The organism is Rhodovulum sp. 12E13, assembly GCF_003340565.1.
Taxonomy (GTDB): Bacteria; Pseudomonadota; Alphaproteobacteria; order Rhodobacterales; family Rhodobacteraceae; genus HLUCCA09.
In genome coordinates this window covers 46,296-70,804 of sequence record NZ_QPLK01000007.1, presented here as the reverse complement: position 1 = coordinate 70,804, position 24,509 = coordinate 46,296, and the positions used below count along the sequence as shown (strand labels likewise).

At 72.2% G+C, this 24,509-nt stretch carries 20 protein-coding genes; 8 read left to right on the top strand and 12 right to left on the bottom strand.

The features are described 5' to 3' along the window. Positions 1–88: 88 nt before the first annotated feature. Positions 89–2,602: a penicillin acylase family protein gene (locus tag DLJ49_RS08250; RefSeq protein ID WP_115393061.1), complete on the top strand. Its 2,514-nt coding sequence runs from the start codon at positions 89–91 to the stop codon at positions 2,600–2,602. 108 nt (positions 2,603–2,710) lie between these two features. Here the strand turns inward: DLJ49_RS08250 and hflX are convergent, their stop codons facing one another. From hflX to dusB, 10 genes are all read right to left on the bottom strand, one after another. Then, positions 2,711–3,934, bottom strand: coding sequence for a GTPase HflX (gene hflX, locus DLJ49_RS08245; protein ID WP_115393180.1), 1,224 nt, complete (start codon positions 3,932–3,934; stop codon positions 2,711–2,713). A 143-nt stretch (positions 3,935–4,077) separates the two neighbouring features. Next, positions 4,078–4,314 carry an RNA chaperone Hfq gene (gene hfq / locus DLJ49_RS08240; RefSeq protein WP_115393060.1) on the bottom strand — a complete coding sequence of 79 codons (237 nt, stop codon included), beginning with the start codon at positions 4,312–4,314 and terminating at the stop codon, positions 4,078–4,080. A 179-nt stretch (positions 4,315–4,493) separates the two neighbouring features. Continuing rightward, the gene (locus DLJ49_RS08235; protein ID WP_115393059.1) at positions 4,494–6,071 is read right to left on the bottom strand and encodes a potassium transporter TrkG; all 1,578 of its coding nucleotides are present in this window, start codon (positions 6,069–6,071) and stop codon (positions 4,494–4,496) included. Position 6,072: 1 nt separating this feature from the next. After that, positions 6,073–7,449 carry a Trk system potassium transporter TrkA gene (trkA, locus tag DLJ49_RS08230; RefSeq protein ID WP_115393058.1) on the bottom strand — a complete coding sequence of 459 codons (1,377 nt, stop codon included), beginning with the start codon at positions 7,447–7,449 and terminating at the stop codon, positions 6,073–6,075. A 95-nt stretch (positions 7,450–7,544) separates the two neighbouring features. Beyond that, entirely contained in the window at positions 7,545–9,692 is a 2,148-nt protein-coding gene (locus DLJ49_RS08225) for a putative bifunctional diguanylate cyclase/phosphodiesterase (protein WP_158547424.1), read from the bottom strand. A 209-nt stretch (positions 9,693–9,901) separates the two neighbouring features. Next, positions 9,902–11,320 (bottom strand): nitrogen assimilation response regulator NtrX, encoded by a 1,419-nt coding sequence (locus DLJ49_RS08220; RefSeq protein WP_115393056.1) that lies wholly within the window; start codon positions 11,318–11,320, stop codon positions 9,902–9,904. Between the two features lie 18 nt (positions 11,321–11,338). Next, positions 11,339–13,564: a sensor histidine kinase NtrY-like gene (locus DLJ49_RS08215; protein ID WP_115393055.1), complete on the bottom strand. Its 2,226-nt coding sequence runs from the start codon at positions 13,562–13,564 to the stop codon at positions 11,339–11,341. A 152-nt stretch (positions 13,565–13,716) separates the two neighbouring features. Continuing rightward, positions 13,717–15,093 carry a response regulator gene (locus tag DLJ49_RS08210; protein ID WP_115393054.1) on the bottom strand — a complete coding sequence of 459 codons (1,377 nt, stop codon included), beginning with the start codon at positions 15,091–15,093 and terminating at the stop codon, positions 13,717–13,719. Between the two features lie 9 nt (positions 15,094–15,102). Then, a complete protein-coding gene (locus tag DLJ49_RS08205) occupies positions 15,103–16,206 on the bottom strand; it encodes a two-component system sensor histidine kinase NtrB (protein ID WP_233488860.1) in 1,104 nt (367 codons plus the stop codon). A gap of 35 nt (positions 16,207–16,241) precedes the next feature. Next, positions 16,242–17,240 (bottom strand): tRNA dihydrouridine synthase DusB, encoded by a 999-nt coding sequence (dusB, locus tag DLJ49_RS08200; RefSeq protein ID WP_115393052.1) that lies wholly within the window; start codon positions 17,238–17,240, stop codon positions 16,242–16,244. A 228-nt stretch (positions 17,241–17,468) separates the two neighbouring features. Here dusB and DLJ49_RS08195 point away from each other — a divergent pair, with 228 nt between their 5' ends. Genes DLJ49_RS08195 through DLJ49_RS08185 form a run of 3 tightly spaced genes read left to right on the top strand, consistent with a single transcriptional unit; the run spans position 17,469 to position 19,680 of the window. Next, the gene (locus tag DLJ49_RS08195) at positions 17,469–18,719 is read left to right on the top strand and encodes a bifunctional 2-C-methyl-D-erythritol 4-phosphate cytidylyltransferase/2-C-methyl-D-erythritol 2,4-cyclodiphosphate synthase (protein ID WP_115393051.1); all 1,251 of its coding nucleotides are present in this window, start codon (positions 17,469–17,471) and stop codon (positions 18,717–18,719) included. Further along, positions 18,710–19,210, top strand: a complete 501-nt coding sequence (locus tag DLJ49_RS08190; RefSeq protein ID WP_115393050.1) for a phosphatidylglycerophosphatase A family protein — start codon at positions 18,710–18,712, stop codon at positions 19,208–19,210. The genes DLJ49_RS08195 and DLJ49_RS08190 overlap by 10 nt, the downstream gene beginning before the upstream one ends. Continuing rightward, on the top strand, positions 19,207–19,680 hold the full coding sequence (locus DLJ49_RS08185; protein ID WP_115393049.1) for a CinA family protein: 474 nt from the start codon (positions 19,207–19,209) through the stop codon (positions 19,678–19,680). The genes DLJ49_RS08190 and DLJ49_RS08185 overlap by 4 nt, the downstream gene beginning before the upstream one ends. Positions 19,681–19,829: 149 nt before the next feature. On the opposite strand, the gene DLJ49_RS08180 is transcribed toward DLJ49_RS08185, so the two are convergent. Both DLJ49_RS08180 and DLJ49_RS08175 read right to left on the bottom strand, forming a co-directional pair. After that, complete coding sequence (locus DLJ49_RS08180) at positions 19,830–21,176, bottom strand: MmgE/PrpD family protein (RefSeq protein WP_115393048.1); 1,347 nt, start codon at positions 21,174–21,176, stop codon at positions 19,830–19,832. Then, positions 21,173–21,688: a type II toxin-antitoxin system RatA family toxin gene (locus tag DLJ49_RS08175; RefSeq protein ID WP_115393047.1), complete on the bottom strand. Its 516-nt coding sequence runs from the start codon at positions 21,686–21,688 to the stop codon at positions 21,173–21,175. Before DLJ49_RS08175 ends, DLJ49_RS08180 begins: the two co-directional genes overlap by 4 nt. Before the next feature lie 125 nt (positions 21,689–21,813). Between DLJ49_RS08175 and hpt the strand changes: the two genes are divergently transcribed. The 4 genes from hpt to DLJ49_RS08155 all read left to right on the top strand — a co-directional run bounded on the left by hpt (position 21,814) and on the right by DLJ49_RS08155 (position 24,467). Next, a complete protein-coding gene (gene hpt, locus DLJ49_RS08170; protein WP_115393046.1) occupies positions 21,814–22,419 on the top strand; it encodes a hypoxanthine phosphoribosyltransferase in 606 nt (201 codons plus the stop codon). A 38-nt stretch (positions 22,420–22,457) separates the two neighbouring features. Then, positions 22,458–22,643 carry a hypothetical protein gene (locus DLJ49_RS08165; protein WP_115393045.1) on the top strand — a complete coding sequence of 62 codons (186 nt, stop codon included), beginning with the start codon at positions 22,458–22,460 and terminating at the stop codon, positions 22,641–22,643. Positions 22,644–22,795: 152 nt separating this feature from the next. Next, on the top strand, positions 22,796–23,284 hold the full coding sequence (locus DLJ49_RS08160) for a c-type cytochrome (RefSeq protein ID WP_115393044.1): 489 nt from the start codon (positions 22,796–22,798) through the stop codon (positions 23,282–23,284). 271 nt (positions 23,285–23,555) lie between these two features. After that, positions 23,556–24,467 carry a cytochrome c gene (locus DLJ49_RS08155; protein ID WP_115393043.1) on the top strand — a complete coding sequence of 304 codons (912 nt, stop codon included), beginning with the start codon at positions 23,556–23,558 and terminating at the stop codon, positions 24,465–24,467. Positions 24,468–24,509 lie beyond the last annotated feature (42 nt).

Genomic DNA, 24,509 nt, shown 5'->3' with positions numbered 1-24,509 from the left:
GATCTCTCCCTGCCCGTCGTTGTCGCTTGATCCTCGGCCCGCCCGCTCCTAAGCCGGCGGCTCGCAGGGTCTAGCCGACACGGGCCGCATGGCACAACTCTTCCTCTGGTCGCTCCGCCTGTTCACGGCGCTGGCGCTGCTGGCCGTCGCGGTGGCGGGTCTCGCCTACATCTTCGCCGCGCGGTCGCTGCCCGACTACGACGAGACGCATACCGTGCGCGGCATAGGCGGCGAGGTCGAGATCGTGCGCGACAACGCCAACGTCCCGCATATCTTCGCCGGGTCGGAGGCCGACGTGTTCTTCGGTCTCGGCTTCGCCCATGCGCAGGACAGGCTGTGGCAGATGACCGTTCTGCGCCGCCGCGCGCAGGGCCGCCTGTCGGAGATCTTCGGCGCGCGGACCCTGGCCGAGGACGAGCTGATGCGCCGCCTCGGCCTCGCCCGTGCCGCCCGCGAGAGCCTCGCCGCGCAGACACCGGCCACGCGCGCCGCGCTCGAGGCCTACGCCGCCGGCGTGAACGCCTGGATCGCAGAGGTCAACGAAGGCGCACGCGGCCGCGGCGCGCCGGAGTTCTTCCTCTTCGCGCCCGAGATCGCGCCATGGCAGCCGCAGGACTCGATCGCGGTTCTCAAGCTGCTCGCGTGGGAGATGACGGCCCACCCCGAGGCCGAGGTGCTGCGCGCCCGCGCCGCCCTGCGCCTGCCCGACAACCGCCTGGCCGACCTCATGCCCGACGTCCCCTCGACCGGCCCGGCAACGGGGCCGCACCGCCCCCCCGCGATTCCGGTGACCGGCCCGCTGCCCCCGCCCACCGCCGAGCCCGACCGCATCGGGCCCGCGTCGCCGGGCGACGGCGCGGCGCTGCCCATCCCCGAGGGCTTCGAGAGTGACGCCAACGGCGGCGGGCCGGGCGGCGGCGCCTCCAACGCCTGGGCCGCCGCGCCCTCGCGCTCGGCCGCCGGCGGCTCTCTCCTCGCCAACGACCCGCACGGCCCCTTCACCGCGCCGACGCGCTGGTATCTCGCGCGCCTGCAACTCGCCACGGGCGGCGTGATCGGGGCCACCGTGCCGGGCGTTCCGCTGATCCTCGCCGGACGGTCGGAGCAGGTGGGCTGGGGCGTCACCGCCGCCTGGGCCGACGACGCCGACATCTACATGGAAGAGCTCAACCCCGGCGACACCTCTCAGTATCGAACGCCGCGCGGCTGGCGCCCCTTCGAAACGGAACGCACCATCGTGCGGGTGGCCGATGCGCCCCCCCTTACCCTGACCCTCCGCCGGACAGAGAACGGCCCCGTGCTCCCGGCCGCGATCTACCGCGTGGACGATGTGACCCCGCCCGGCCACGTCGCGGCCCTCGCCTGGACCGGCGCGGACAGGGCCGACACCACCATGTCTGCGGGCCTCGCCCTGATGCGCGCGGGCTCGGTGGACGAGGCGATGGCGGCGGGCGAGGGTTTCGTGGCGCCGGCGCTGGTCCTGACGCTCGTCGACGAGAGCCGCATCGCCATGCAGCTCGTCGGCCGCCTGCCGGCGCGCGATCCGGGCCAGACCGGGCAGGGCCGCATCCCCGCGCTCGGCTGGAAGGAGACGAACCGCTGGCAGGGCGCTCTGCCCTACGAGCGGAACCCACGCTTCCTCGAGCCCGCCTCGGGCGTGCTCGGCACCACCAACAACCGCATCTCGGACCGGGCCTTCCCCGACCATGTGAGCCATGTCTGGGGCGACAGCCAGCGCATCGAACGACTGCGCCGCCTGCTCGCGGACAGGGAGGTGCATACCCGCGAGAGCTTCATCGCCGCGCAGCTCGACACAGTCTCCTACACCGCCCGGGCGCTGCTGCCGCTGATCGCGCGCGAGCTGTGGTTCCAGGGCGAGGCCGCGCCCGAGGGCAGCCCCGAGCGCCGCCGGCAGCGCGCGCTGGAGCTGCTGGCCGAGTGGAACGGCGAGATGAACGAGCACCTGCCCGAGCCGCTGATCTATGCCGCATGGATGCGCCGGCTGCAGGCGCGGCTGGTGGCCGACGAGCTGGGGCCGCTGGCCGATGCCTTCGCCCGCCCCGAGCCGCTGTTCATCGAGCGGGTGTTCCGCAACGTGGGCGGCGCCGCGGCCTGGTGCGACATCGTGCAGTCGACCGCGGTCGAGACCTGCCCCGACCTCGCCCGGATCGCGCTCGACGAGGCGCTGATCGAGATCGAGGAGACATGGGGCGGGCAACTGGAATCGCTGCGCTGGGGCGATGCACACGAGGCCACCCATCGCCACCCCGAGCTCGGCGACGTGCCGGTGCTCAAGTGGCTCGTCAACATACGCCAGTCGACCTCGGGCGGCGACCACACGCTGAATCTCGGCGCGACGGCGGGCGCGCCCGGCGCGCCCTTCGCCAACGTGGCAGGGCCGGGCTATCGCGGCGTCTACGACTTCGCCGATCCCGACTCGTCGGTTTTCGTGATCGCCACGGGCCAGTCGGGCCATCCGCTGTCGCGCCACTACGACGATCTCGGTGCGCTGTGGCGGCGGGGCGAATACGTGCCGATGACGCTCGACCCCGACCTCGCCCGCGCGGGCGGCGTCGGCGTCACCACGCTGCGCCCCGAGTGAGGCCGGGCGCCGAACTCTCCTCCGAAAACCCGGGCCGGCGGCCATGCCGCGGGCTGAGGAATCTTCCGGGAGGTTCCTTTCGGCGACACCGTGGCGCGACGGGCGGCGTCAGAGCCGGTGGAATGCGTCGCGCTGGCGCGGCGCCCACCGAACGGTGATGCGCCAGCCGTCCTCCGTCTGGCGCTCGTCCGTCACCACGCGGTTCTCGTGCAGCCAGGCGCGCTTGCGGCCATCGGCGAAGGCCAGCTCCAGCACCGCATCCTCGCGCGCCCCGTCGAGCGCCTCGGTGATCGCGGCGACCACCTCGGCCACCCCCTCGCCCGTCGCGGCCGACATGAGCAGCACGTCGTCACGCCGCGCGGCGATGGCGTCGGCTGCCGCGCGCGCTTCGGCGTCGAGCCGGTCGACCTTGTTCCACAGCTCCAGGCGCGGCGTCTCGTCGGCCACGCCCAGGTCGTGCAGGATCGCCTCGACATCCTCGGCCTGGGCCGCGCTTTCCGGGTGCGAGACGTCGCGGACATGCAGGATCAGGTCGGCCTCCAGCACCTCTTCCAGGGTCGCGCGGAAGGCGGCGACGAGCTGCGTCGGCAGCTCGGAGATGAAGCCCACCGTGTCCGACAGGATGACCTTGGCGCCGGTCGCGAGCTCCACGCCGCGCATCGTGGGGTCGAGCGTGGCGAACAGCATGTCCTCGGCCATCACCTCGGCGCCGGTCAGACGGTTGAACAGCGTCGACTTGCCGGCATTCGTGTAGCCCACCAGAGCCACCACCGGAAACGGCACCTTCGCCCGCGCCGCACGGTGGAGCGTGCGCGTCTTCTGCACCTTGTCGAGCTGCCGGCGCAGGCGCACGATCGCCTCGTCGAGCGCGCGGCGGTCGGCCTCGATCTGCGTCTCGCCGGGGCCGCCGACGAAGCCGAGGCCGCCCCTCTGGCGCTCGAGGTGGGTCCAGGCCCTCACCAGCCGCGTGCGCTGGTAGGAGAGCGCGGCGAGCTCCACCTGGAGCACGCCCTCGCGCGTGGCCGCGCGGTCGGCGAAGATCTCGAGGATCAGCCCTGTCCGGTCGAGCAGCTTGGCCTTCCACGCGCGTTCGAGGTTGCGCTGCTGGACGGGCGTCACCGGGCCGTCGACCAGCACGAGGCCGATCTCGCCGGCGGCCACACGGGCGCCGATCTCGTCGACCTTGCCGGGGCCGAAGAGCGTGCCGGGCCGCGCCTCGCGCAGCGCGACGACGTCGGCGCCGGCCACCTCCAGCCCCGGCAGGGCCTGCGCCAGCGCCACGGCCTCGTCGAGACGCGCCTGCGGATCGCGTCGCGCGGGGTCGCCGCCCATGTCAGGGTGCAGCACCAGCGCGCGCGTCACCGGGCGGTCGGTCTCGAAGGCCGGGCGCCCGCCGCCGGAGCGCAGGCCGGACCCGGTCTTGCCGGGCCGCCCCGGCCCGCCGCCTGCCCCCCGCTCTGACTCCTCGCCGGGGATCAGCTCTCCCCGCCGTCGTAGAGGTTGATCGGCTGGCTCGGCATGATGGTGGAAATGGCGTGCTTGTAGACGAGTTGCGATTGCCCGTCGCGGCGCAACAGGACGCAGAAATTGTCGAACCAGGTAATCACGCCCTGGAGCTTCACGCCGTTGATGAGAAAGATCGTGACGGGAACCTTGGTCTTGCGGACGTGATTGAGAAACGCGTCCTGCAGGTTCTGCTTGTCACCGGCCATGTATCGTTGCCTTTTTTTGTGCTTGTGGTCGTCGTCTATGTCGGTCGTCCTGCGAGCGGGCGGCCCGCTTCGGCCGGCCCCGCGCGCGCCCCTTTCCCGGCGGCACTATGGCGGGAAACGGCAGGCGGGGCCAGCCCCCCGCGTGGGGGTTTTTCGGGCTCGCGCCAGGGCGCGCGCAGTCAGCGGCGCCAGAACGCGGGGTTGGCGAGCGCGATGATCGCGAGTGTCTCGAGGCGACCGAGCACCATTGCGGCGGCGAGCACGGCCTTGGCCGCCGTGTCGAGCGCGACGAAGGAGGCCGGTGCGTCGAGCACGACGCCGGCGATCGGGCCGGTATTCGACAGCGCCGCCACCGTCAGCACCATGGCCTCGTCGAAGGGCACCCCCGTCGCCGCGAGCGTGACCGAGACCGCCGTAAGCGACAGGGCGAAGAGCATGAAGAAGACCCAGGCGATATGGGCGCCCTCGCGGCGCAGGCGCCGCGCCGCCGGCCCGGCGCCGCCGACCGAGGAGGGGTGGCTCAGCCGGTCCATCTCGCGCGCGCCGTGGAGGTAGAGCGCGTAGACCCGCAGCAGCTTCACGCCGCCCGCCGTCGTCGCCGCGCCCCCCCCGATCAGCCCGAGCCCGAGCAGGATGAGGCCGGTCGTGCCGAGGCCCGACCAGGCCTGTGCCGTGTCCCATTCCGACGACAGGAAGCCGGTGGTGGATAGGAAGGACCACGTCGTGAAGGCCGCGCCCCAGAGCGCGCCGAGAGCGCCGCGCAGGTCGGCCACCATCGCCACCTCCCACGCGCCGAGCCAGTGGCGCAGGAACAGCACCGACGGCACCAGCACCAGCAGCGCCAGCGCGATGCGCAATTCGGGGTCGCGAGAGAGCTGCGCGAGGCGCCCCTCGCCGGCCATCGGCGAAATGGCGACGCGGGTGAGCGCGAAGACGAAGAAGACGAGGATCAGCGCCTCGCCGCCGACCCCTGCCGTCCCGTGTTCCAGCCCTCCGACGGGGCTGATGCCAGAGGTCGCCATGACCGCCATGGCATGGCAGGCGGCGACGAAGGGGCGCTCTCCCACCACGACGAGGCCGAGCCACAGCACCAGCGTCAGCCCGCCATAGACCGGCGCGAGGCGCAGGGCGTGGCGCACCACGCGGTCGCGCCTCTCGGCCGCCTGCCCTGGCCGGTCGATCCGCTCGGGCGCGCCGGCGGGCGCCGTCGACAGCACCTCGTAGCCGCCGAGATTCATCGGCGCGAGGATGGCGACGGCCGCGAGCAGGATCAGGTATCCCCCCAGCCAGCCCACGATCGCGCGCCACAGATGCACCGTGCTCGACAGACGCTCGGGCTCGAACAGCGTCGCGCCGGTCGTCGTCAGGGCCGAAAGCATCTCGAACCAGGCATTCAGATAGCTCGTCGTGCCCACCGCCTCGTGGAAGGGCGCCGCGAGCATCACGGGCAGCACGGTGAAGGCCGCCACCAGCGTCAGCAGCCGGGCGCGGGCGGGCTGTCGCGCCTCGCGATAGGCGGTGGCGATGCCGATCAACACCGCCAGCAACAGAAAACCCGCCCCCCACCGCAGGAACACCGCCGCCTGGGCCCGGTCGCCCACGGCGGCGCCGTGCGCGGCGGGCACCAGCATGGCCAGCGCGAAGGCCCACATCAGCACCACGAAGAGCGGCAGGTCGGCGACCCAGAGCAGCCCCCCGGCCGGGCCGCGCCCGCCCGGGTCGCCCTCGCGGGTGGTGGGGGCCGGCGGGCGGCGCATCTCAGAAGAAGTCGATGGAGACCTGCAGCAGGCGCTCCACCTCGGGCACGTCGTCGGACATGGCGAAGATCATCACCAGATCGCCCTCGACGATCCGGGTCGTGCCGCGCGGCCGGATGATCTCGCCCCCCCGCTTGATCGCGCCCACCAGTGCCCCCTCGGGAAAGTCGACGTCGCGGATCAGCTTGCCCGCGATCGAGGAAGTCGAGAGCACCTGCGCCTCGATCACCTCGGCCTCGGCGTCGCCGATGGAATAGACGCCGCGCACCCGCCCGTGGCGGATGTGGCGCAGGATCGAGCTGACGGTGGTGGCGCGCGGGCTGATGTAGGCGTCGATGTCGAGCGCGGCGAGCAGCGGCACCAGCGAGGGGTCGTTGACGAGCGCGATGGCGAAGGGGCACCCCTTCTGCTTGGCACGCACGGCGGCGAGCAGGTTCACCTTGTCGTCGTCGGTGACGCAGAGCACCGCGTCGGCCCGCTCGATGTTGGCCTCCTGCAGGAGCGAGCTGTCCATCCCGTCGCCGTTGAGCACGATCGTCCGCTCCAGCGCGTCGGCCGCCCGCTCGGCCACGCCGCGCGAGCGCTCGATCACCTTGGCGCGCACCCGGTGCTCCGACGTCTCGAGCGCGCGCGCAACCGCGAGGCCGACATTGCCGCCGCCGACGATGACCACGCGCTCCTGCTTCCTGGCGGTCTTGCCGAAGATCTCGAGCGTGCGGTCGATGTCGCTCTGGTGCGTGGCGACATAGATCTGGTCGTCGGCGAAGAGCTGGTCGCGCGCCCCGGGGGTAAAGAGCGAGCCCTCGCGCCGGATGCCCACGACCCGCGCGTTGAGCGTCGAGAACAGGTCGGTCAGCTCGCGCAGGGGCGTGCCGAGGACCGGACAGTCCTCCTCGAGCTGTATGCCGAGAAGCTGCACCGCCCCGTCGAGGAAGCTCTCGGTGTCGAAGGCCGCGGGCGCGGCGAGGCGCTGCAGCGCGGCCTCGGCCACCGCGCGCTCGGGCGAGATCACCACGTCGATCGGCATGTGATCGCGCCGGTAGAGGTCGGAGTAGATCGCCGTGAGGTAGCTCTGCGCACGCAGGCGGGCGATCTTGCGCGGCACGGCGAAGACCGAATGCGCCACCTGACAGGTGACCATGTTGACCTCGTCGGAATAGGTCGCCGCGATCACCATGTCGGCATCGCGGGCGCCGGCGCTGTCGAGAACGTCGGGGTAGCTCGCGTGGCCCGTGATGCCCTGCACGTCGAGCGTGTCGGTCGCGCGGCGCACGAGGTCGGGGTTCTGGTCGACGACGGTGACGTCGTTGCGCTCGCCGGAGAGGTGTCGGGCGATCTGCCAGCCGACCTGGCCCGCCCCGCAGATGATTACCTTCATCGCGCCGCCATCGCCGCCCTCACCGTCGGGCCGACATGGCAGAGCCCCGCGCGACCGTCAACGCTCGCGGTGAGCTGTCGTGAAGACAGGCGCGCTCAGGCCGGGCTGCCGGCCGGGGCGGCTGCGCGGTCGGCCAGCCAGTCGGCCAGCGCCTCCGCCTCGAGCGGCGGGGCGAAGAGGTGGCCCTGCAGCACGTCGCACCCGAGGCCGCGCAGCGCGTCCGCCTGCGCCTCGGTCTCGACCCCCTCCGCCGAGAGGCGGATGCCGAGGGCGCGGGCCATGTCGGCAATGGCGCGGATGAGCGGCGAGCCGCCCGCACCCTCGCCGTCGAGCGCGGCGACGAGGCGGCGGTCGATCTTGAGCCGCTCGGGGCGGAGCTGCAGCAACGTGGAAAGAGAGGCGCGGCCCGAGCCGAAATCGTCGATCTCGATCTCGCAGCCCTGTTCGCGCAGCGCGTCGATCGTCCACATCAGCTCGCCCCCGTCGCGGTCGAAATCGATCGTCTCGAGCAGTTCGAAGGCGACGCGACAGGGCAGCGGCGCGAGGCGGGCGACCTCGGCCGACAGGTCGGCCCGCGCGAGACGCCCGTAGCTGACATTGACCGACACCTTGGGCAGGGCGACCCCCCGCGCGGCGAGGGAGGCGGCGGTGTCGAGCGCCGCGCGCAGGATGCGCCGGTCGATCTCGGCGGTCACGTCGAGGTCGTCGGCCACGTCGAGGAAGGCGTCGGGCGGCAGCACGCCCCGCTCGGGGTGGTGCCAGCGCACCAGCGCCTCGACGCCCGCCATGCCCCCGTCGGCGGCCCGGATCTGCGGATGGTACCAGGCGCGAATCTGTTCGCCGCCCTCGAGGGCGCGCAACAGGTCGTCGCCCAGCCGCTTGCGGTCTTCGGCGGCGTGGCGCAGGTCGGCACTGAAGCGCGCGGCGCGGTTTCGCCCCTGCGCCTTGGCCGCATAGAGGGCGATGTCGGCGTTCTCCATCAGGCCGGCTGTCCCGCCGCTCTCGGGCGCTATGGCGATGCCGATGCTCGCGCCGAAGCGGCAGGCCACCCCGTCGTGGAACACCGGCAGGCGGCAGGCCTCGATCACCCGCGCAGCGACCCCGTCGGCGACGCGGCCGACATCCTCTGCCTCGATCAGGATGGCGAACTCGTCGCCCCCCACGCGCGCCACGTAATCTTCGGGGCGGACCGAACGGCCGAGGATGCCGGCGACCTCCTGCAGCACCCGGTCTCCCGCGGCGTGGCCCGACATGTCGTTGATCTGCTTGAAGCGGTCGAGATCGATATGGAGGAAGGCACGGCCCTGGCCGGGCGGCGGCGGCCGCTCGCCCATCGCGCGCAACTGCAGATCGAGGCCCCGACGATTGCCCAGGCCGGTCAGCGTGTCGGTGCGCGCGAGCTCACGCATCCGTTCCATCTGCTCGGCCAGCGCCTTCGCCTGGCTCTCGAGCATGCGGCTCTGGCGCTTGAGCTCGGTCACGTCGATGCGGAAGCCCACGGTGTCGCCCTCGGGCGTGCGCTGCTCGCGGATCTGCAGGTGGCGGTCGCCCGGCAGCTCCTGGTCGAGGGGGCCCTTCGGCTCGCGGTGCCGCGCGAGGCGCACCGCCAGCCACTCCTCCTCGCGGCCGGCGGCATCGGGGTATTGCCCCCGCGCCAGCCCCTCGCGCAGGATCTCCTCGAAGGGCGTGCCGAGCGTGAGCGCCGCGCGCGATTCGCCGTAGAGTTCGCGGTAGCGCTCGTTGAACATGACCAGCCGGTCGTCGGAATCGTAGAGCGCGAAGGCGTCGGGCGCGGCCTCGATCGCCGCCCAGAGGCGGGTGCGCATGCGCTCGGCCTCGGCCTTGGCGCCGGCAAGCGCGTCGCGCAGGTCCATGTCGGGGGTGATGTCGCGGATCAGGAACACCCAGTGCGTGCAGCCGCCATCCTCGCCGGTGCCGAGCGGGCTGGCCTGACACTCGCCCCAGAGCGTCGCGCCGCAGCCCGTGCGGAACGGTAGCATCCCGCGAAACGGACGGCCGGCGGCCAGCGCGGCCGTAAGCCAGTAGCCAAGCTCGGCATCGGCCTCGTCGCCCAGCAGCGCCGAGAAGTCTTCGCCGTGCAGATCGACCGCGTCGCGGCCGGCCGCGCGGGCCATCTCCGCGTTGCACCAGATGACCGACAGCGACTCGCCCGCGCACGCGCAGACCACCGCGGGATCGTGCCCGACGACCCCGAGAACGGCGATGACCTCTTCGATGCGCACAGCCTGTCCGCTGCCTCCCCGTTGCGCCCCGGCATCCGTCACGCCTGATCCCCGCAGCGCCGGTATGCGCGGTGCGTACGGAATCGGACATCCGAAGGACACTCGCTACATTGTGGCAAGTGCAATGAACAAATCGTTGCCGCGCCCTGCGAGGCGATGGCGCGATCCCGGCCTCGCGGCCGGGGGAAGCCCCGTGTCGGGCCGGCGCCTCACTCGGCCGCGTGGTTCGGCGCCGCCGCGTCGAGATGGGCCGCGCGTGCCCCGCCGCGGGCCGAGGTCACCACGCCGAGCGACTTGAGCTTGCGGTGCAGGGCCGAGCGCTCCATTCCGACGAAGGTGGCGGTGCGGCTGATATTCCCGCCGAAGCGGTTGATCTGCGTGAGCAGATACTCCCGCTCGAACAGCTCGCGTGCCTCGCGCAGGGGAAGCGTGGCGAGTGCCCCCGACAGCACCACGCGGCCGTCCTCGATCTCGGCGGGCTCGCCGCCCTCGAGCTCGCGCGGGCTGATCGGCTGCTCGGTTTCGCCAAGGATCAGAACGCGCTCGATGACGTTCTTCAATTGCCGCACGTTGCCGGGCAGATACATGGTCTGCAACAGCGCCTCGGCCTCTTCCGACAGGTCACGGCGCGGCAGGCCCTGTGTTTCGTTGAGCTGGTCGATGAAATGGCGGGCCAGTTCGGGAATGTCCTCGCGCCGTTCCTCCAGCCCCGGCACCCGGATCGGCACCACGTTGAGCCGGTGATACAGTTCCTGCCGGAAGGAGCCGCGCTCGATCTCGGTCTGAAGGTCGCGGTTGGTCGACGAGATCACACGGATGTCGACCCGCACCTTGTCGGAGCCGCCGACGCGCTGGAACTGCTGGTCGACCAGCACGCGCAGGATCTTCGACTGGGTGCCGAGCGGCATGTCGGCCACCTCGTCGAAATAGAGCACGCCGCCATGCGCCTCTTCCAGCATGCCGGGCTCGACGCCGCGCTCGGCGCCCTCGCGGCCGAACAGCACCTCCTCCATGCGCTCGGGCTCGATCGAGGCCGAATTGACCGACACGAAGGGCGCGTCGGCGCGCGCCGAATTGGCGTGGATGTAGCGCGCGGCGATCTCCTTGCCGGCACCCGACGGGCCGGTCAGCATCACCCGTCCGTTCGACTTCGTCACCTTGTCGAGCTGGTTCTTCAGCGACTTGAAGGCGGAACTCGCGCCGACCATCTCGGCCACGGTGACATCCTTGCGGCGCAGCTCCGTGTTCTCGCGGCGCAGGCGCGATGCCTCCATCGCGCGGCGGATCACGACGAGCAGCTGGTCGATGTTGAAGGGCTTCTCGATGAAGTCGTAGGCGCCCTGCTTGATCGCGGCGACGGCGATCTCGATGTTGCCGTGTCCGGAAATGATGACCACCGGCACCTCCGGCATCTCGCGCTTGACGTGCTTGAGGATGTCGATCCCGTCCATCCGGCTGTCCTTGAGCCAGATGTCGAGCACCATCAACGCCGGCCGCTCCGCGGCGAGCTCCTCCATGCAGCCTTCGGAGGTGCCCGTGAGCCGCACGGTAAAGCCCTCGTCGCGCAGGATGTCGCCCACCAGCTCGCGGATGTCGCGCTCGTCGTCAACGATAAGAATGTCACGCATCTGCCTGCTACTCCTCTATTATTCTGCTGCCTGCTCGAGCCCCATGGCGCGCGGCAGACGGATCTCCGCGCACGCGCCGCGATGGGCGTTGCCCTCGAAGAGCGGCGCGTCGGTCAATTCCAGCGTCCCGCCATGCTCCTCGACGATCTTGCGGACGATGGGCAGGCCTAGGCCGGTGCCCTTCTCCCGCGTGGTGACATACGGCTCGAAGAGCCGCGCGCGGTCTTCCGGCAGGCCGATGCCGTTGTCGGCGATCGTCACCACGGCCTGCGTCCCGGTGAGCGCCAGAGACACCCGGATCTCCGGCCGATAGCCCTCTGGCTCGCCCTTTTCACGAAGCGATTCGATCGCTTCGCCCGCGTTCTTGATGAGGTTGGTGAGCGCCTGTCCGATCATGGTCTCGTCGACCTCGACCGAGACCGCGGTCTCGGGCAGGTCGGCCCCGACCGACTGGCCCAGTTGCTGCCGCTGCAACATCACCGCGTGGCGCACCAGTTCGGTCAGGTCGGTCAGCTTGCGCTCGGGCTCGGGCATGCGCGCGAACTTGGAGAACTCGTCGACGATGCGGCGCAGATCGCCGGTCTGCCGCACGATCACGCCCGTCAGTTCCTCGAGCGATTCGGCATCGGCCGCCTCCAGCTTGCGGCCGAACTTGCGCGCGACCCGCTCGGCCGACAGCTGGATCGGCGTGAGCGGGTTCTTGATCTCGTGGGCGATCCGGCGCGCCACGTCGCCCCAGGCCGCCATGCGCTGGGCCGCCACGAGATCGGTCACGTCGTCGAAGGCCACGACGTATCCCTCGAGTTGCCCGTCTTCCGAGCGGCGCTCGGCCATGCGCACCAGCAGGTTCTCCAGCTTGCCGCGGCGGTTGAGGCGGATCTCTTCCTGCATCGTGCCGCCCTCGCCCGAGCGCAGCCGCGCCAGCAGCCCGGCGAATTCGGGCACCGCCTCGGCCAGCGCCTCGTGCTGATCGTCGCTTTCCCCGATGTCGAGCATGCGCAGCGCCGAGCGATTCATGAAATCGACCCGCCCCTCGGCATCCAGCCCGATCACGCCGGCGGTGACCGACGACAGCACCGAATCGAACAGGCGCCGCCGCCGTTCGATCTGCGCGTTGGCGTCGAGCAGGGTATCGCGCTGCGCCTTGAGCTGCCGTGTCATCTGGTTGAACAGGCGGCCCAGCATCGCGATTTCGTCGTCGCCCCGCTCCTCCTTCACGCGCACCGACAGGTCGCCCGAGCCGACACGCTGCGCCGCGCCCGCAAGCCGGCCCACGGGGCGCGAGAGCCGCTCGGCAAACCACAGGCCCAGCCAGATCGCGGCGAGGATGAGGATCAGCGCGAAACCGAGATACAGCAGCGAAAACTCGAACAGCAGCCGCCCGCGCTCGCTCTCCAGCTGGTTGTAGAGGCGGACGGATTGCTGCGTGTCGTCGAGCAGGGCGAGCAATTCGCCGTCGACCGCGCGAGACACGTAGAGGTAGCGCTCGCCGAGGCCCGCGAGCTCGATCAGGGCGCGGAACTCGTTGATGTCCCAGTCTTCGATCACCACCGTCTCGCCCGCGCGGGCCCGGGCGAGCGCCTCTTGGGCGGGTTCTTCGTAGTTGAAGGCCCAGGACGAGCCGATGCCACGGGCCCGTATCTCGCCTGCCCCGTCTATGACATACGCCTCTCTCAAGCCGCGCTGGATCTGGCTCTGGCCCTGACCGAGCAGTTGGCGCAGCTCGCCGTCGGTGGGCACGAAGGGCCCGCGCGTGGCGTTGTCCAGGAAGCGGGCGAGCGCCTCGGCATCGATGCGCAGGTCGCGCACCTGCTCTGCCTCGTAGGCCTCGGCCGCCTCCAGCGAGGCGCCGACCACGTTGCGCACCCGGTCGGAGAACCAGCCCTCGAGCCCGACATTGATCGTCAGCCCGGCGAATACGGCGACCGAGACGGTCGGGATCAACGCGATGAGGGCGAAGACGCCGACGAGCCTCAGGTGCAGCCGGGAGCCGGCCGAGCGCGCCCGGCGGGCCGCCACCATGCGCGCCACGCGCCCGAGCACGAGCGCCGCGACGACGAGGATGTAGACGAGATCGGCCAGCAGCACGACGCGAAGCGCCGGCGAGGCGGCCCCCTGCCCCAGCGGCCCCAGCATCAGGAAGGTGAGCGCGGCGAGGAGCGGCCCCAGCACGACGAGGCCCAGCGTCGCGGCCGTCCGGACGCGGCGAGACCGGTAGAGCCCCGCCAATCCGTCGAGCGTCATGCGCCGGCCGAGCCGTGCCACGTGCCTGCCCCCATCCTGTCGGCATGTGGCACGCGTGCCGCCCAGATCTAGCACGCCCGACGCCCTGCCGCCGCATCATCCCGTGGCTCGACCGAGGCGAGGTGCCCCGCCGGCCACGGCTTGTTGCCTGTTTACATCAACTTGCGGCGGCGTGTCACGCGAATATCGAGATCGGTGATCTTCTTCCTCAAGGTATTGCGGTTGATGCCCATGAGTTCGGCACATTTGGCCTGGTTTCCGCCTGTTGCGTCGAGCGCGATCTCGATGAGCGGCACCTCCACCTCCTTGAGCACGCGCTGGTAGAGGCCGGGCGGGGGCAGCACGCCGCCATGCAGGTCGAAGTAGCGGCGCAGGTGCTTGGCGACCGAGGCCGACAGCTTCTCGCCGTCGCCGCCCCCCACCAGAGGCTCGATCTCGGGCTGGTTGCCGAGCACCAGTTCGACTTCCGGGCGGGTGATCTCCTCCTCGGGCGAGGTGACGACCAGGCGGCGGATCGTGTTCTCGAGCTGGCGCACGTTGCCGGGCCACGAATAGGCGCGCACGAGATCCATCGCCGGCTCGGCGAAACGGCGCGCGCCGATCCCGTCGCGCTCGGCCCGGACGAGGAAGTGCTCGGCGAGGAGCGGAATGTCGTCGACCCGCTCGCGCAGGGAGGGCACCGCGATCGTCACCCCGCCGAGGCGGTAGAACAGATCCTGCCGGAACTCGCCCGCCTCCATCCGCGCCATCAGGTCGTTCTGGGAGGTGGCCATGATGCGCGGCGACTCGGCTGGCATCGCGTCGAGCATGCGCACGATGCGCCCCTGCGTCTCGGGGTCGAGGTCGCCCACCTCGTCGAACAGGATCGAGCCGCCCCGCGCGCGGGAGAGGATGCGCGCCGGCCCCTCGGGATCGCGCAGGTCCTCGGCGTTGGCCACCACGAAAGGCAGGTTGCGCCGGTCGGAAAAGTCGTGGATCGCCCGCGCGATCAGCGACTTGCCGGTGCCGCTCTCGCCGGTCACCAGCACCGCGAGGTCGGTGTTCATCACCCGCGCGACCAGCCGATAGAGCGACTGCATCGCCGGCGTCCGCCCCACCAGCGGCAGCTCGCCGCCCGCGGCCTCCTCGACCGGGCGCTCCATCCGGGGCGGCGGCGCCGCGCGGCGCTTGGTCTCGAGCGCCTTGGCCGCGCGCTTCATAAGGTCGGGCAGGTCGAAGGGCTTGGGCAGGTAGTCGTAGGCATCGGCCTCGGCGGCCTGGATCGCCGTCATGATCGTGTTCTGCGCCGAGATCACGATCACCGGCATGCCCGGCCGCTCGGAGCCGATCTTCGGCAGCATTTCCAGGCCGTTGCCGTCGGGCATGACGACGTCCGAGATCACGAGGTCGCCCTTGCCCTCCTCCACCCACCGCATCAGCGTCACGAGGCTCGAGGTCGCGTGCACCTTGCAGCCCGCGCGCGTCAGCGCCTGGGTCAGAACGGTGCGGATCGTGCGGTCGTCGTCGGCGACGAGAACGGTGCCGTCCATGCGGGTCTCCTACGGGGTGGGGGCGTCGGATGTCGGAGGCGGCGTCGCGCCCTCCGGCGCGACGGGCAGCGACAGGCGGAAGGCGGTGCGCCCGGGGGCGCTGTCGACGGAGATGAAGGCGCCGTGATCAGCCACGATCTTGGACACGAGCGCGAGCCCGAGGCCGGTCCCGTTCTCGCGCCCCGACACGAAGGGCTCGAAGATGTCGGCGGCGATCACGGGCGGCAGGCCGGGGCCGTCGTCGACGATCTCGATCTGCAGGGGCAGGCGCGCGGGTGTGCCGTCGCGCCCACGCACCCGAAGGCTCGAATCGTAGAAGGTGCGCAGGCGGATCTCGCCCGACTGGCCGCTGACGGTGCGCCCCGCCCCGGCCCGGGGGCTACGCTGGGCCGCCTCGGCCGCGTTCTTCATCAGGTTCTGGAAGACCTGCAGCAGCTGATCGGGATCGGCCAGCGCCGGCGGCAGCGACGGGTCGTAATCCTCGCGGATCGTCATGTGCGCGGCGAAACCGACGAGCGCCGACTTGCGCGCCCGCTCGAGCACGTCGTGCAGGTTGACGGGGCGCAGCTCGGGCGGCCGCATGTTGCCGAACTGCTCGACCTGTTCGAGCAGGCCCGAGACGCGGCGCGTCTCTTCGACGATCAGGTCGCAGAGCTCCCGGTCGCCGTTCTCCAGGTTCATCGAGAGAAGCTGCGCGGCACCGGCAATGCCGGCGAGCGGGTTCTTGATCTCGTGGGCCAGCATCTCCGCCATGCCCACGGCCGACTTGGCGGCCGCGTCGGATTGGGCCGAACGGCCGAGCCGACCGGCGATCTCGCGCGGAGTGAAGACGAACAGCAAACGCCCCGTCTCGGGCTTGTCCGCCATCGGCGCGATCTGGATCGTGGCGGTGACCGGCGCGCGCTCGCCCGTGCCCACCGCCACATCGTTGATGAACAGGGGCGCACGGTTGCGGCGGACGCGGGAGAGCGCCTCCTCGATGGCGGCGTCGATGGCGAGACGGTCGTAGACGAGCTCTCCCGCGACACCGCGGATGGTGGTGTTGAGGAACTCCTCGGCCGCGGGATTGATGGCGACGATGCGGTCGGCCTCGTCGAGGACGAGGGCGGGCATGGGCAGCGAGGCCCAGATGCGACCCGATCCGGGCATCAGGCGGCCTGCCTCAGGGGCGCGACGAAGGCGCGGCCGACAAGCCGCCGCACCTCGGCGGGGTCGTCTTCGGTCAGGAGCGGGCGGCGGAGCGCGCGGGCGGTGTCGGCGTCGGTCGCTCCGTCGGCAACGGCGGCGTCGAGATACCAGCCGAGATGCTTGCGGGCGATCCGCACGCCGAGCGCGGCGCCGTAAAAGGACAGGATCGCCTCGTAATGCTCTGCCACCAGGTCGGCGAGCGCGGGGCCGGCGGGCACGTCCGGGCAGGGCGTGCCGTAGAGGGCGTGGGCCACCCGCGCGAGCAGCCAGGGCCGCCCCTGAACGCCGCGCCCGATCATCACGCCGTCGGCGCCCGACGCGGCGAGCGCCGCGCGGGCGGTGCCGGCGTCGACGATGTCTCCGTTGGCGATGACGGGAATGCCCACCGCCTCCTTCACGTCGCGGATGGCGCCCCAGTCGGCGGCGCCCTTGTAGAACTGGCAGCGCGTGCGGCCGTGGATCGTGACCATCCGCACGCCCGCCCCTTCCGCGGCGCGGGCGATCGCGGGCGCGTTCATCAGCGTCTCGTCCCAGCCGAGGCGGGTCTTGAGCGTCACCGGCACGTCGACCGCCCCCACCACCGCCTCGATCAGCCGCAGGGCGAGGTCGGGCTCGCGCATCAGGCCCGAGCCGCAGGCGCCGTCGCCGCTCGCGCTCGTCACCTTCTTGGCCGGACAGCCCATGTTGATGTCGATCACTTGCGCCCCCTGCCCCGCGACGAGCCGCGCCGCCTCGGCCATCCAGCGGGGGTCGCGGCCCGCGAGCTGGACGGAACTCGCCTGCTCGCCGAGGCCGAGCTCGGCCCTGTCGCGGGCCGAGGGCCGGCCCTGCACGATCTCCTGGCTCGCCACCATTTCGGACACGACGAGCCCCGCGCCGAAGCGGGCCACGACCCTTCGGAACGGCAGGTCGGTGATCCCCGCGAGCGGGGCGAGCAGAACCGGCGGTGTCAGTTGCATCCCTGCAAGACAAACGGACAAGTGCTTAATCCTTGTGCATGCGGCTCCCGATATTGCGGTCGTCGCGCGGGTTGGAAAGCGTGGATGGCGCAAGAATGGCCACGAGACCCGATGTGCCCATTTTTTGGGCGCCTGCAAGGGGGAGGGCAGCCCCGTTGCCCTGCCCTGCGGCACCGCCTAGACATTGGCGCGCGCCCGGCACGGGTGCCCGCCCCGGAGAGCCCGAGCATGCCGACCACCCGTTCCGCGCCGGACACATCCACGCCGGAGACATCGGCGACAGAGACATCGGCGCCAGAGCCGGCCGCACCGCGCCGTGTCGGCGTCGTGGTCGTCGCTGCCGGGCGCGGAACGCGGATGGGCGGCGAGGTGCCCAAGCAATATCAGGATCTTGGCGGCCTGCCGGTGCTCGCGCGCACGGTCGCGGCGCTGGCCGACCACCCGGCCGTCGCCGAGATCGTGGTGGTCATCCACCCCGACGACGCGGCACGCGCCCGCGCCGCCCTCCCCCCTGGCGTGCCGAGTGTTGCGGGCGGGGCGACGCGGGCGGCCTCGGTCGCCGCGGGGCTGGCCGCCCTGCCCGCCCCCGTGACGCATGTGCTGATCCACGACGCGGCGCGCCCCTTCGTCACGCGCGCGCTGATCGGCCGTGTGCTGGCCGCGCTGGAGCGTGCCCCCGGCGCCGCGCCCGCCCTGCCGGTGACGGATGCGCTATGGCGCGAAGGCGACGGCGGCACGGTGGCGGGGACCGCCCCGCGCGACGGGCTGTGGCGGGCGCAGACGCCGCAGGGCTTTCGCCTCGACGCGATCCGCACCGCCCATGCAAGCGCACCGCCCGGCGCCGCCGACGACGTCGAGGTGGCACACGCGGCGGGGCTGGACGTTGCGATCGTTCCGGGCGAGGAGGACAACATCAAGCTCACCCGTCCCGAGGACTGGACGCGCGCCGCCCGCATCCTCGCCGACCAGGAGGGAGACGCCGGCCACATGGAAATCCGTCTCGGCAACGGCTACGACGTCCACCGCTTCGGTGCGGGAACGGCGGTGATTCTCTGCGGCGTGGAAGTGCCCCACGACCGCGGCCTCCAAGGCCATTCCGACGCCGATGTGGGCATGCACGCGATCACGGACGCGATCTACGGCGCGCTCGCCCAGGGCGACATCGGCCGGCACTTCCCCCCGTCGGACCCGCAATGGAAGGGCGCGGCCTCGGACATCTTCCTGCGCCACGCGGTCGGGCTCGCGGTGCAGAGCGGCTTCCGCATCGGCAACGTCGACTGCACGCTCGTCTGCGAACGACCGAAGATCGGGCCGCACGCGAACGCCATGCAGACACGACTGGCCGAGATCATGGGGCTGGAGCCGGGACGGGTGAGCGTCAAGGCGACCACCTCGGAGCGGCTGGGTTTCACCGGCCGCGAGGAGGGGATCGCCGCGCTCGCGACCGTCGCGCTGGTCGGGCGGGCGGCATGCGCCTGACGCGCCTCTTCGTCACCGTCCTGCTCGTGGGCTGCCTGCGGCCCGCCTCTGGCACCTGGGGCTCGCTCGCGGCCCTGCCGATGGCCTGGGGGCTGCACGCGGCCGGCGGGCCGGCGCTGCTCGCGCTCGCTGCCGCGCTCGTCTACGTGGCGGGCCTGCGGGCGGTGGCGCTGGAGACGGCGGGAGACCCGGACCCGGACCGCTCGGAGATCGTGATCGACGAGGTGGTGGGCCAGTGGATCGCCCTCATGCCCGTCTCGATCGGGGCGGCGGTGACCGGGGCGCCCGTTCTGGCGCTGTGGCCGGGGATCGTCGTGGCCTTCTTCGGATTCCGCTTCTTCGACATCTACAAGTGGTGGCCGGCCAACCTCTTCGACCGGCGCAAGGACGCGACGGGCGTGATGGCCGACGACGTCTTCGCGGGTCTGTGGGCGGCGGCCGCGGTGGCCGCGCTCGCGGCGCTGGCGCATCTGGTCCTGCTGCCGGGATGACGGCGCTGGCGTATCAGGCCGTGGCCCGGGCGAAAGCGGCGGGCGTGCGACTGGCCACCGCCGAGAGCTGCACCGCCGGGCTGATCGCGGGCGCGCTGACCGACGTGCCCGGCTCGTCGTCCGTGCTCGACCGGGGCTGGGTGAGCTACTCCAACGCCGCGAAGGAGGAGATGCTGGGCGTCGACCCCGCCCTGATCGCCGCCAACGGCGCGGTGTCGGAGGAGGTGGCTCGCGCCATGGCCGAGGGCGCGCTGGCGCGCGCGCGCGCGGGCCTCGCCATCGCGGTTACCGGCGTCGCCGGCCCCGGAGGATCGGAGCACAAGCCCGAGGGGCGGGTGTGCTTCGCCCTGGCGGACGCGACGGGCGTGCGCGCAGAGACCGTGGACTTCGGCCCGCTCGGCCGGGCACCCGTGAGGGCGGCCTCCGTCGAGCATGCCCTGCGGATGGTGCTGGCAGCGCTGCCGAGCTGACGACGGCGCAGGCCGAGAGGGCCAGAAGCGGGGGCCAGCCCCCGCACCCCCGGGATATTTCGAGCAAGAAGAAGGGGCGGGCGCGGGCCGGGGTGCGCTCGGGCCGGGGTGGGCTCGGGCCGGGTGAGGCCGGGGCCGAGTGGGTCTCGTCAGGCCGCTGCCTCGCGCAGGAGGCCCCCGACCTGGGCGATGTCGGGGACATCCGCCAGCGTGGCCGCGGCGAGGATGGCGGCTCGCTCGGCGCCGGCCAGGGCGCTCGCCTTGGCCTCGAGGCGGCGGCGCAGGCGCTCGGGCGGGAGCGGCGTGTCGATGTCGTGGACAAGCCGGGTCGTCGCGCCGCCGCGGGCGGTGACATCGACCTGCGTCGCCGTCTCGGGCAGTGCGCGGTCGCCCACCACGTCGATCCGGTCCCGCAGCCGCACCAGCGCAGGCTCGGCGCAGGCGGCGGCGGAGAACGTCGCCGGGTCGCCGGTGTCGCGCCCCGCCAGCGCCATTGCTCCGGTCAGCCGGTAGGAGAACTTGGCCTCGAGACCTGTGGTGGGGGCGGGATCGTCGCAGACGGCGAGCCAGCGCGGATGGGTGCGCACCGTGACGCGATCTATCTCGGAGGCGGGCAGATCGAGCCCGGCGAGCGCCTCGAGCATGGCGTGCAGGCCATGACAGCAGGCGTGCAGCTTGTGGCTGACGCGCGCCATCTCCCAGCGGGCATCGAGCGAGAGCAGCGCCTCCGGACGGGCCGCGCCGCCATGCGCGGGACCGAAGCCCTGCGGCCCGTCGAGCGCCGCGGGCGGGCAGGTGAAGCCCGCGGCGGCGAGGTCGGCCGCCTCGAGGCCAGCGGCGGCGGCGGTGCCGGCGTTGAGCGGCTTGCCCATCGAGCCGAACACCGCCTGCAGCCCCGCCGCCCGCGTCGCCGCAATGGCGAGCGCCTGCTCCATCCGGCCCGCGTCGAGCCCGCCGAGCAGGCCGGCCGCGACGGCCGCCCCGAAGGCGCCGCAGGTCGCTGTCGGGTGGAAGCCGCGCCCCGGGTGGTCGGGGCCGAGCCACAGGCCGAGCCGGACCATGACCTCGGCCCCGACGAGGGCGGCGTGGAGCATCTCCGCCCCGCCTGCGCCCTGCCGTTCGGCCACGGCGAGCGCGGCGGGCAGCACGGCGACCGAGGGGTGCACGACCGGGCCCATTTGAGTGTCATCGTAGTCGAGCGCGTGCGAGGCTGCGCCGTTCACCAGCGCCGCGGCGCGGGCGGGCACGCGCATGGCCGGGCTGCCGGCGAGGCTCGCCTGTCCTGCGCCGCCCTCGGCCTCGGCCTGTGCACGAAGGATCGCGGCGGCGGGTTCGGCCGCGCCGGCGATGGCACAGGCCGCCCAGTCGAAGAGGCTGAGGCGCATGGTTGCGAGGGCGGCCTCGGTGGGTACGGCGCGGCAGGCGAAGCCCGCCAGCCGCGCGGCGAGGCCTGGCTGCGCGCCCCGCTCGTCCGCGGCATGCGCCGGCCCTCTCATCCGCCGCGGCCGGACGCGGCCGGCGCGCCGCCGGCGCGGGGAGCGGCGGCATGCGCTTCGGCGGGCTGACCGTAGAGGTCGCGGGCCCGCGCCTCGAAGGCGCGCACGATCCGCTGCATCGCCTCGTTGAAGAACATCCCCGCTGCGCCCTGCAGCAGACGGTTCTTGAATTCGAAATCGACGTAGAAATGCACCTCGCACCCGCCCTGGGGCAGATCCTCGAAGTGCCACTTGGAGATCATGTGCCGAAACGGGCCGTCGAGATACTCGGTGTCGATCCGCCGCTCAGCCGGCCACAGCGTCACCCGGCTGCCGAAACGCTCGCGGAACACCTTGAACGAGATGACGAGGTCGGCGTCCATGATGACGGCCTCGCCCGAAGACCGCTGCGAGCGCACGCGCGAGGCCGCCGTCCACGGGATGAACTCGGGGTAGCGGTCGACATCGGCCACCAGCGCGTACATCTGGTCGGCCGTATAGGGCAGCGTGCGGGTCTCGGAATGCGTGGGCATCTGGGGCGGGCGGCGCCTTTCGGGACGTGGACAACGGGGCGACAGATCGTATGCTCCCGCCCCGAGTTCAAGGGGAAAGCCCGCCGCACCGCCAGCGCGACGGGACGCAGCAGGGAGGCGCGGCCATGCCGGTATCGCACGAGGGGCGCGCGTATGTCGTCGACCGGATGATCTCGGCCAAGACGATCGCGGCCCGCATCGAGGACCTCGCCCGCGAGATCGAGCGCGCCTACGCGGGCACCGACAAGCTGGTCGTGGTGGGCCTGCTGCGCGGTTCGTTCATCTTCATCGCCGATCTCGTGCGCGAGCTCGATCTGCCCGTCGAGGTCGATTTCCTCGAGGCGTCATCCTACGGCAGCGGCATGGAAAGTTCGCGCGAGGTGCGCATCCTCAAGGACCTGCGCGGCGAGATCGCGGGGCGCGACGTGCTGGTGGTCGAGGACATCGTCGATACCGGGCACACGCTGGCCCATGTCATCCACCTGCTGCGCGCGCGCCAGCCGCGGCGGCTCGAGACGATCGCGTTGCTCGACAAGCCCTCCCGGCGCGAGGTGGAGATCCGCGCAAGCTGGACCGGCTTCGAGATCCCGGACGAGTTCGTGGTGGGCTACGGCATCGACTACGCCCAGTCCAATCGCAATCTGCCGCATATCGGGGCCGTGCGCTTCGTGGACGACACGCGGGAGGCCACGACCGACGAGGCGCGCGCGGCGTCCCGGGCGCGCGCCTGAGCGGGAAGGGCGCGCCTCAGGGGCCTGCGGAGGGTGCGATGATCCCCGGTCTGCACTGGCTTTTCCGGATGAAACGCTGGGCCGACCGGCCGCCGCCGCCCGCGCGCGTGCTGCTCGTCGTCGGCGTGATCGTGGCCTGCCTCGGGCTCGTCGCCGTGGAGCGGTGGGTGGGCTGGCCGGACTGGATGGGCGTCACACCCCTCCCCGCGCCGAGGAGCTTCTGACCCCCTCCGCCGCTTCGGCCGGCGGCGCCCCGCCGCGGATCACGAAACCGTGACCCGGCCGGCGCGCGCCGTGTCGTGCGTCTGCGACATTCCGCCCTACACTGGGGCCGGGCGTCAGGAGACGCCCGGACCACGACCACCAGGAGTAGCACATGATCAGCCACGCCAACGGCCTCGGCCTCCACGCCGCCGCCGCCAGCCTCGCCGCCGCCCTTGCCCTCGCGCCCGCCGCGACGCTCGCGCAGGACTTCGAGAATCAGGTCGCCGCGCGTCAGGGCCAGTTCAAGATCATGGCGCTGAACCTCGGCATGCTCGGCGGCATGGCCCGTGGCAATATCGAGTACGACGCCGACACTGCGGCGCTCGCCGCCGCCAACCTCGTCGCGGTCTCGCAACTCGGCCAGGAGTTCCACTGGCCGGAGGGCTCCGACAACATCATGCTCGACACGACCCGCGCGCAGCCCTCGATCTGGGAGGATTTCGACGACTTCGCCTCGAAGTGGCAGGATTACGGGACGCAGGCCGCCGCCCTGGCCGAGGTGGCCGCGACGGGCCAGGAAGCGCTCGGGCCCGCGGTCGGCGCGTTGGGGGGCACCTGCCAGGCCTGCCACGAGGCGCATCGCGGCCCCGAACTGAACTGATCCGCAGAGCGGGGCGGACGCGCCGGGGGCCGCCGCCGACGCCTCGACCGCGGACCCGCGCGGCGGCATCGCCCCGATTGGTGCGTTGCGCCGCAGGTCGGCCCGTCGCGGGCCATGGGCCCGTCGACGCGAGCGGGTTCTGGCCTGTCCCAACAAATTGGGGGGCGCCGCGCGTCGGCTCCCCCTGCTCCCGTTCCGGCGACGGCACGCTGGAAACCCCGTGCGCGCTCGGCTACTCCGCCCGGGCGCGAGGCGAACAGCCGGAGGCACGATGCGCCGCTTCTTCCTCTTTCTCGTCCTGATCGCCGCCCTCGCCGCCGGGGGCGCGTGGTGGATCTCGCGGCCGCAGGTGCTGCCCGAGGCGCGACTGGCCGCGATCGCCGCGGTCGAGGCCGACGCCGAACGCGGGCGGCTCGTCTTCCACGCGGGCGGATGCGCCTCCTGCCACGCCGAAGACGGGGCCGAGGGCGAGGCACGGCTGGTGCTGGCCGGCGGCCACCGGCTGGAAAGCGAGTTCGGCGCCTTCGTGGCGCCCAACATCTCGCCCCACCCCGAGGCCGGCATCGGCGCCTGGTCGGTGGGCGACTTCGCCAACGCCATGCTGCGCGGCGTCTCGCCCGAGGGGGCACACTATTACCCGGCCTTCCCCTACACCGCCTACATTCACATGACAGACCGCGATCTCGCCGATCTCTGGGCCTTCCTGCAGACACTCCCCGAGGCGGACCGCGAGAACGATCCCAACGCGCTCGCCTTCCCCTACACGCTGCGCCGCGGGATCGGCCTGTGGAAGTGGCGCCACCTCTCCGACGACTGGGTCGCGGCCGCCCCGTCCGAGACGCTGGAGCGCGGCCGCTACCTGGTCGAGGCGCTGGGCCATTGCGCCGAGTGCCATACCCCGCGCGACCGCTGGGGCGGGCTCGACCTGGCACGCTGGATGGGCGGGGCGGAAAACCCCTCGGGGCGCGGCCGCATCCCCAACATCACGCCGGCCGCGCTCGACTGGTCGGCAGCCGACATCGCCTACTACCTGGAGACCGGGTTCACGCCCGACTACGACAGCGCCGGCGGCACGATGGCGAGCGTCGTCAAGAACACCGCCGAACTGCCCGCGTCGGACCGCGAGGCGATCGCCGCCTACGTCAAGGGGCTGGCGCCGGTCGCAGCGCCCGACGCCGAGTGAAGCGCGGCAGGGCCGGGCGCAAATTCCTTGTCAGAAGGAATT

Bases quoted from the DNA above. Each gene is read 5' to 3' on its own strand.
- DLJ49_RS08250 (WP_115393061.1), top strand. From the start codon at position 89: ATGGCACAACTCTTCCTCTGGTCGCTCCGCCTGTTCACGGCGCTGGCG.
- hflX (WP_115393180.1), bottom strand. From the start codon at position 3,934: ATGGGCGGCGACCCCGCGCGACGCGATCCGCAGGCGCGTCTCGACGAG.
- hfq (WP_115393060.1), bottom strand. From the start codon at position 4,314: ATGGCCGGTGACAAGCAGAACCTGCAGGACGCGTTTCTCAATCACGTC.
- DLJ49_RS08235 (WP_115393059.1), bottom strand. From the start codon at position 6,071: ATGCGCCGCCCGCCGGCCCCCACCACCCGCGAGGGCGACCCGGGCGGG.
- trkA (WP_115393058.1), bottom strand. From the start codon at position 7,449: ATGAAGGTAATCATCTGCGGGGCGGGCCAGGTCGGCTGGCAGATCGCC.
- DLJ49_RS08220 (WP_115393056.1), bottom strand. From the start codon at position 11,320: ATGCGTGACATTCTTATCGTTGACGACGAGCGCGACATCCGCGAGCTG.
- DLJ49_RS08215 (WP_115393055.1), bottom strand. From the start codon at position 13,564: ATGACGCTCGACGGATTGGCGGGGCTCTACCGGTCTCGCCGCGTCCGG.
- DLJ49_RS08210 (WP_115393054.1), bottom strand. From the start codon at position 15,093: ATGGACGGCACCGTTCTCGTCGCCGACGACGACCGCACGATCCGCACC.
- DLJ49_RS08205 (WP_233488860.1), bottom strand. From the start codon at position 16,206: ATGCCCGCCCTCGTCCTCGACGAGGCCGACCGCATCGTCGCCATCAAT.
- dusB (WP_115393052.1), bottom strand. From the start codon at position 17,240: ATGCAACTGACACCGCCGGTTCTGCTCGCCCCGCTCGCGGGGATCACC.
- DLJ49_RS08195 (WP_115393051.1), top strand. From the start codon at position 17,469: ATGCCGACCACCCGTTCCGCGCCGGACACATCCACGCCGGAGACATCG.
- DLJ49_RS08190 (WP_115393050.1), top strand. From the start codon at position 18,710: ATGCGCCTGACGCGCCTCTTCGTCACCGTCCTGCTCGTGGGCTGCCTG.
- DLJ49_RS08185 (WP_115393049.1), top strand. From the start codon at position 19,207: ATGACGGCGCTGGCGTATCAGGCCGTGGCCCGGGCGAAAGCGGCGGGC.
- DLJ49_RS08180 (WP_115393048.1), bottom strand. From the start codon at position 21,176: ATGAGAGGGCCGGCGCATGCCGCGGACGAGCGGGGCGCGCAGCCAGGC.
- DLJ49_RS08175 (WP_115393047.1), bottom strand. From the start codon at position 21,688: ATGCCCACGCATTCCGAGACCCGCACGCTGCCCTATACGGCCGACCAG.
- hpt (WP_115393046.1), top strand. From the start codon at position 21,814: ATGCCGGTATCGCACGAGGGGCGCGCGTATGTCGTCGACCGGATGATC.
- DLJ49_RS08165 (WP_115393045.1), top strand. From the start codon at position 22,458: ATGATCCCCGGTCTGCACTGGCTTTTCCGGATGAAACGCTGGGCCGAC.
- DLJ49_RS08160 (WP_115393044.1), top strand. From the start codon at position 22,796: ATGATCAGCCACGCCAACGGCCTCGGCCTCCACGCCGCCGCCGCCAGC.
- DLJ49_RS08155 (WP_115393043.1), top strand. From the start codon at position 23,556: ATGCGCCGCTTCTTCCTCTTTCTCGTCCTGATCGCCGCCCTCGCCGCC.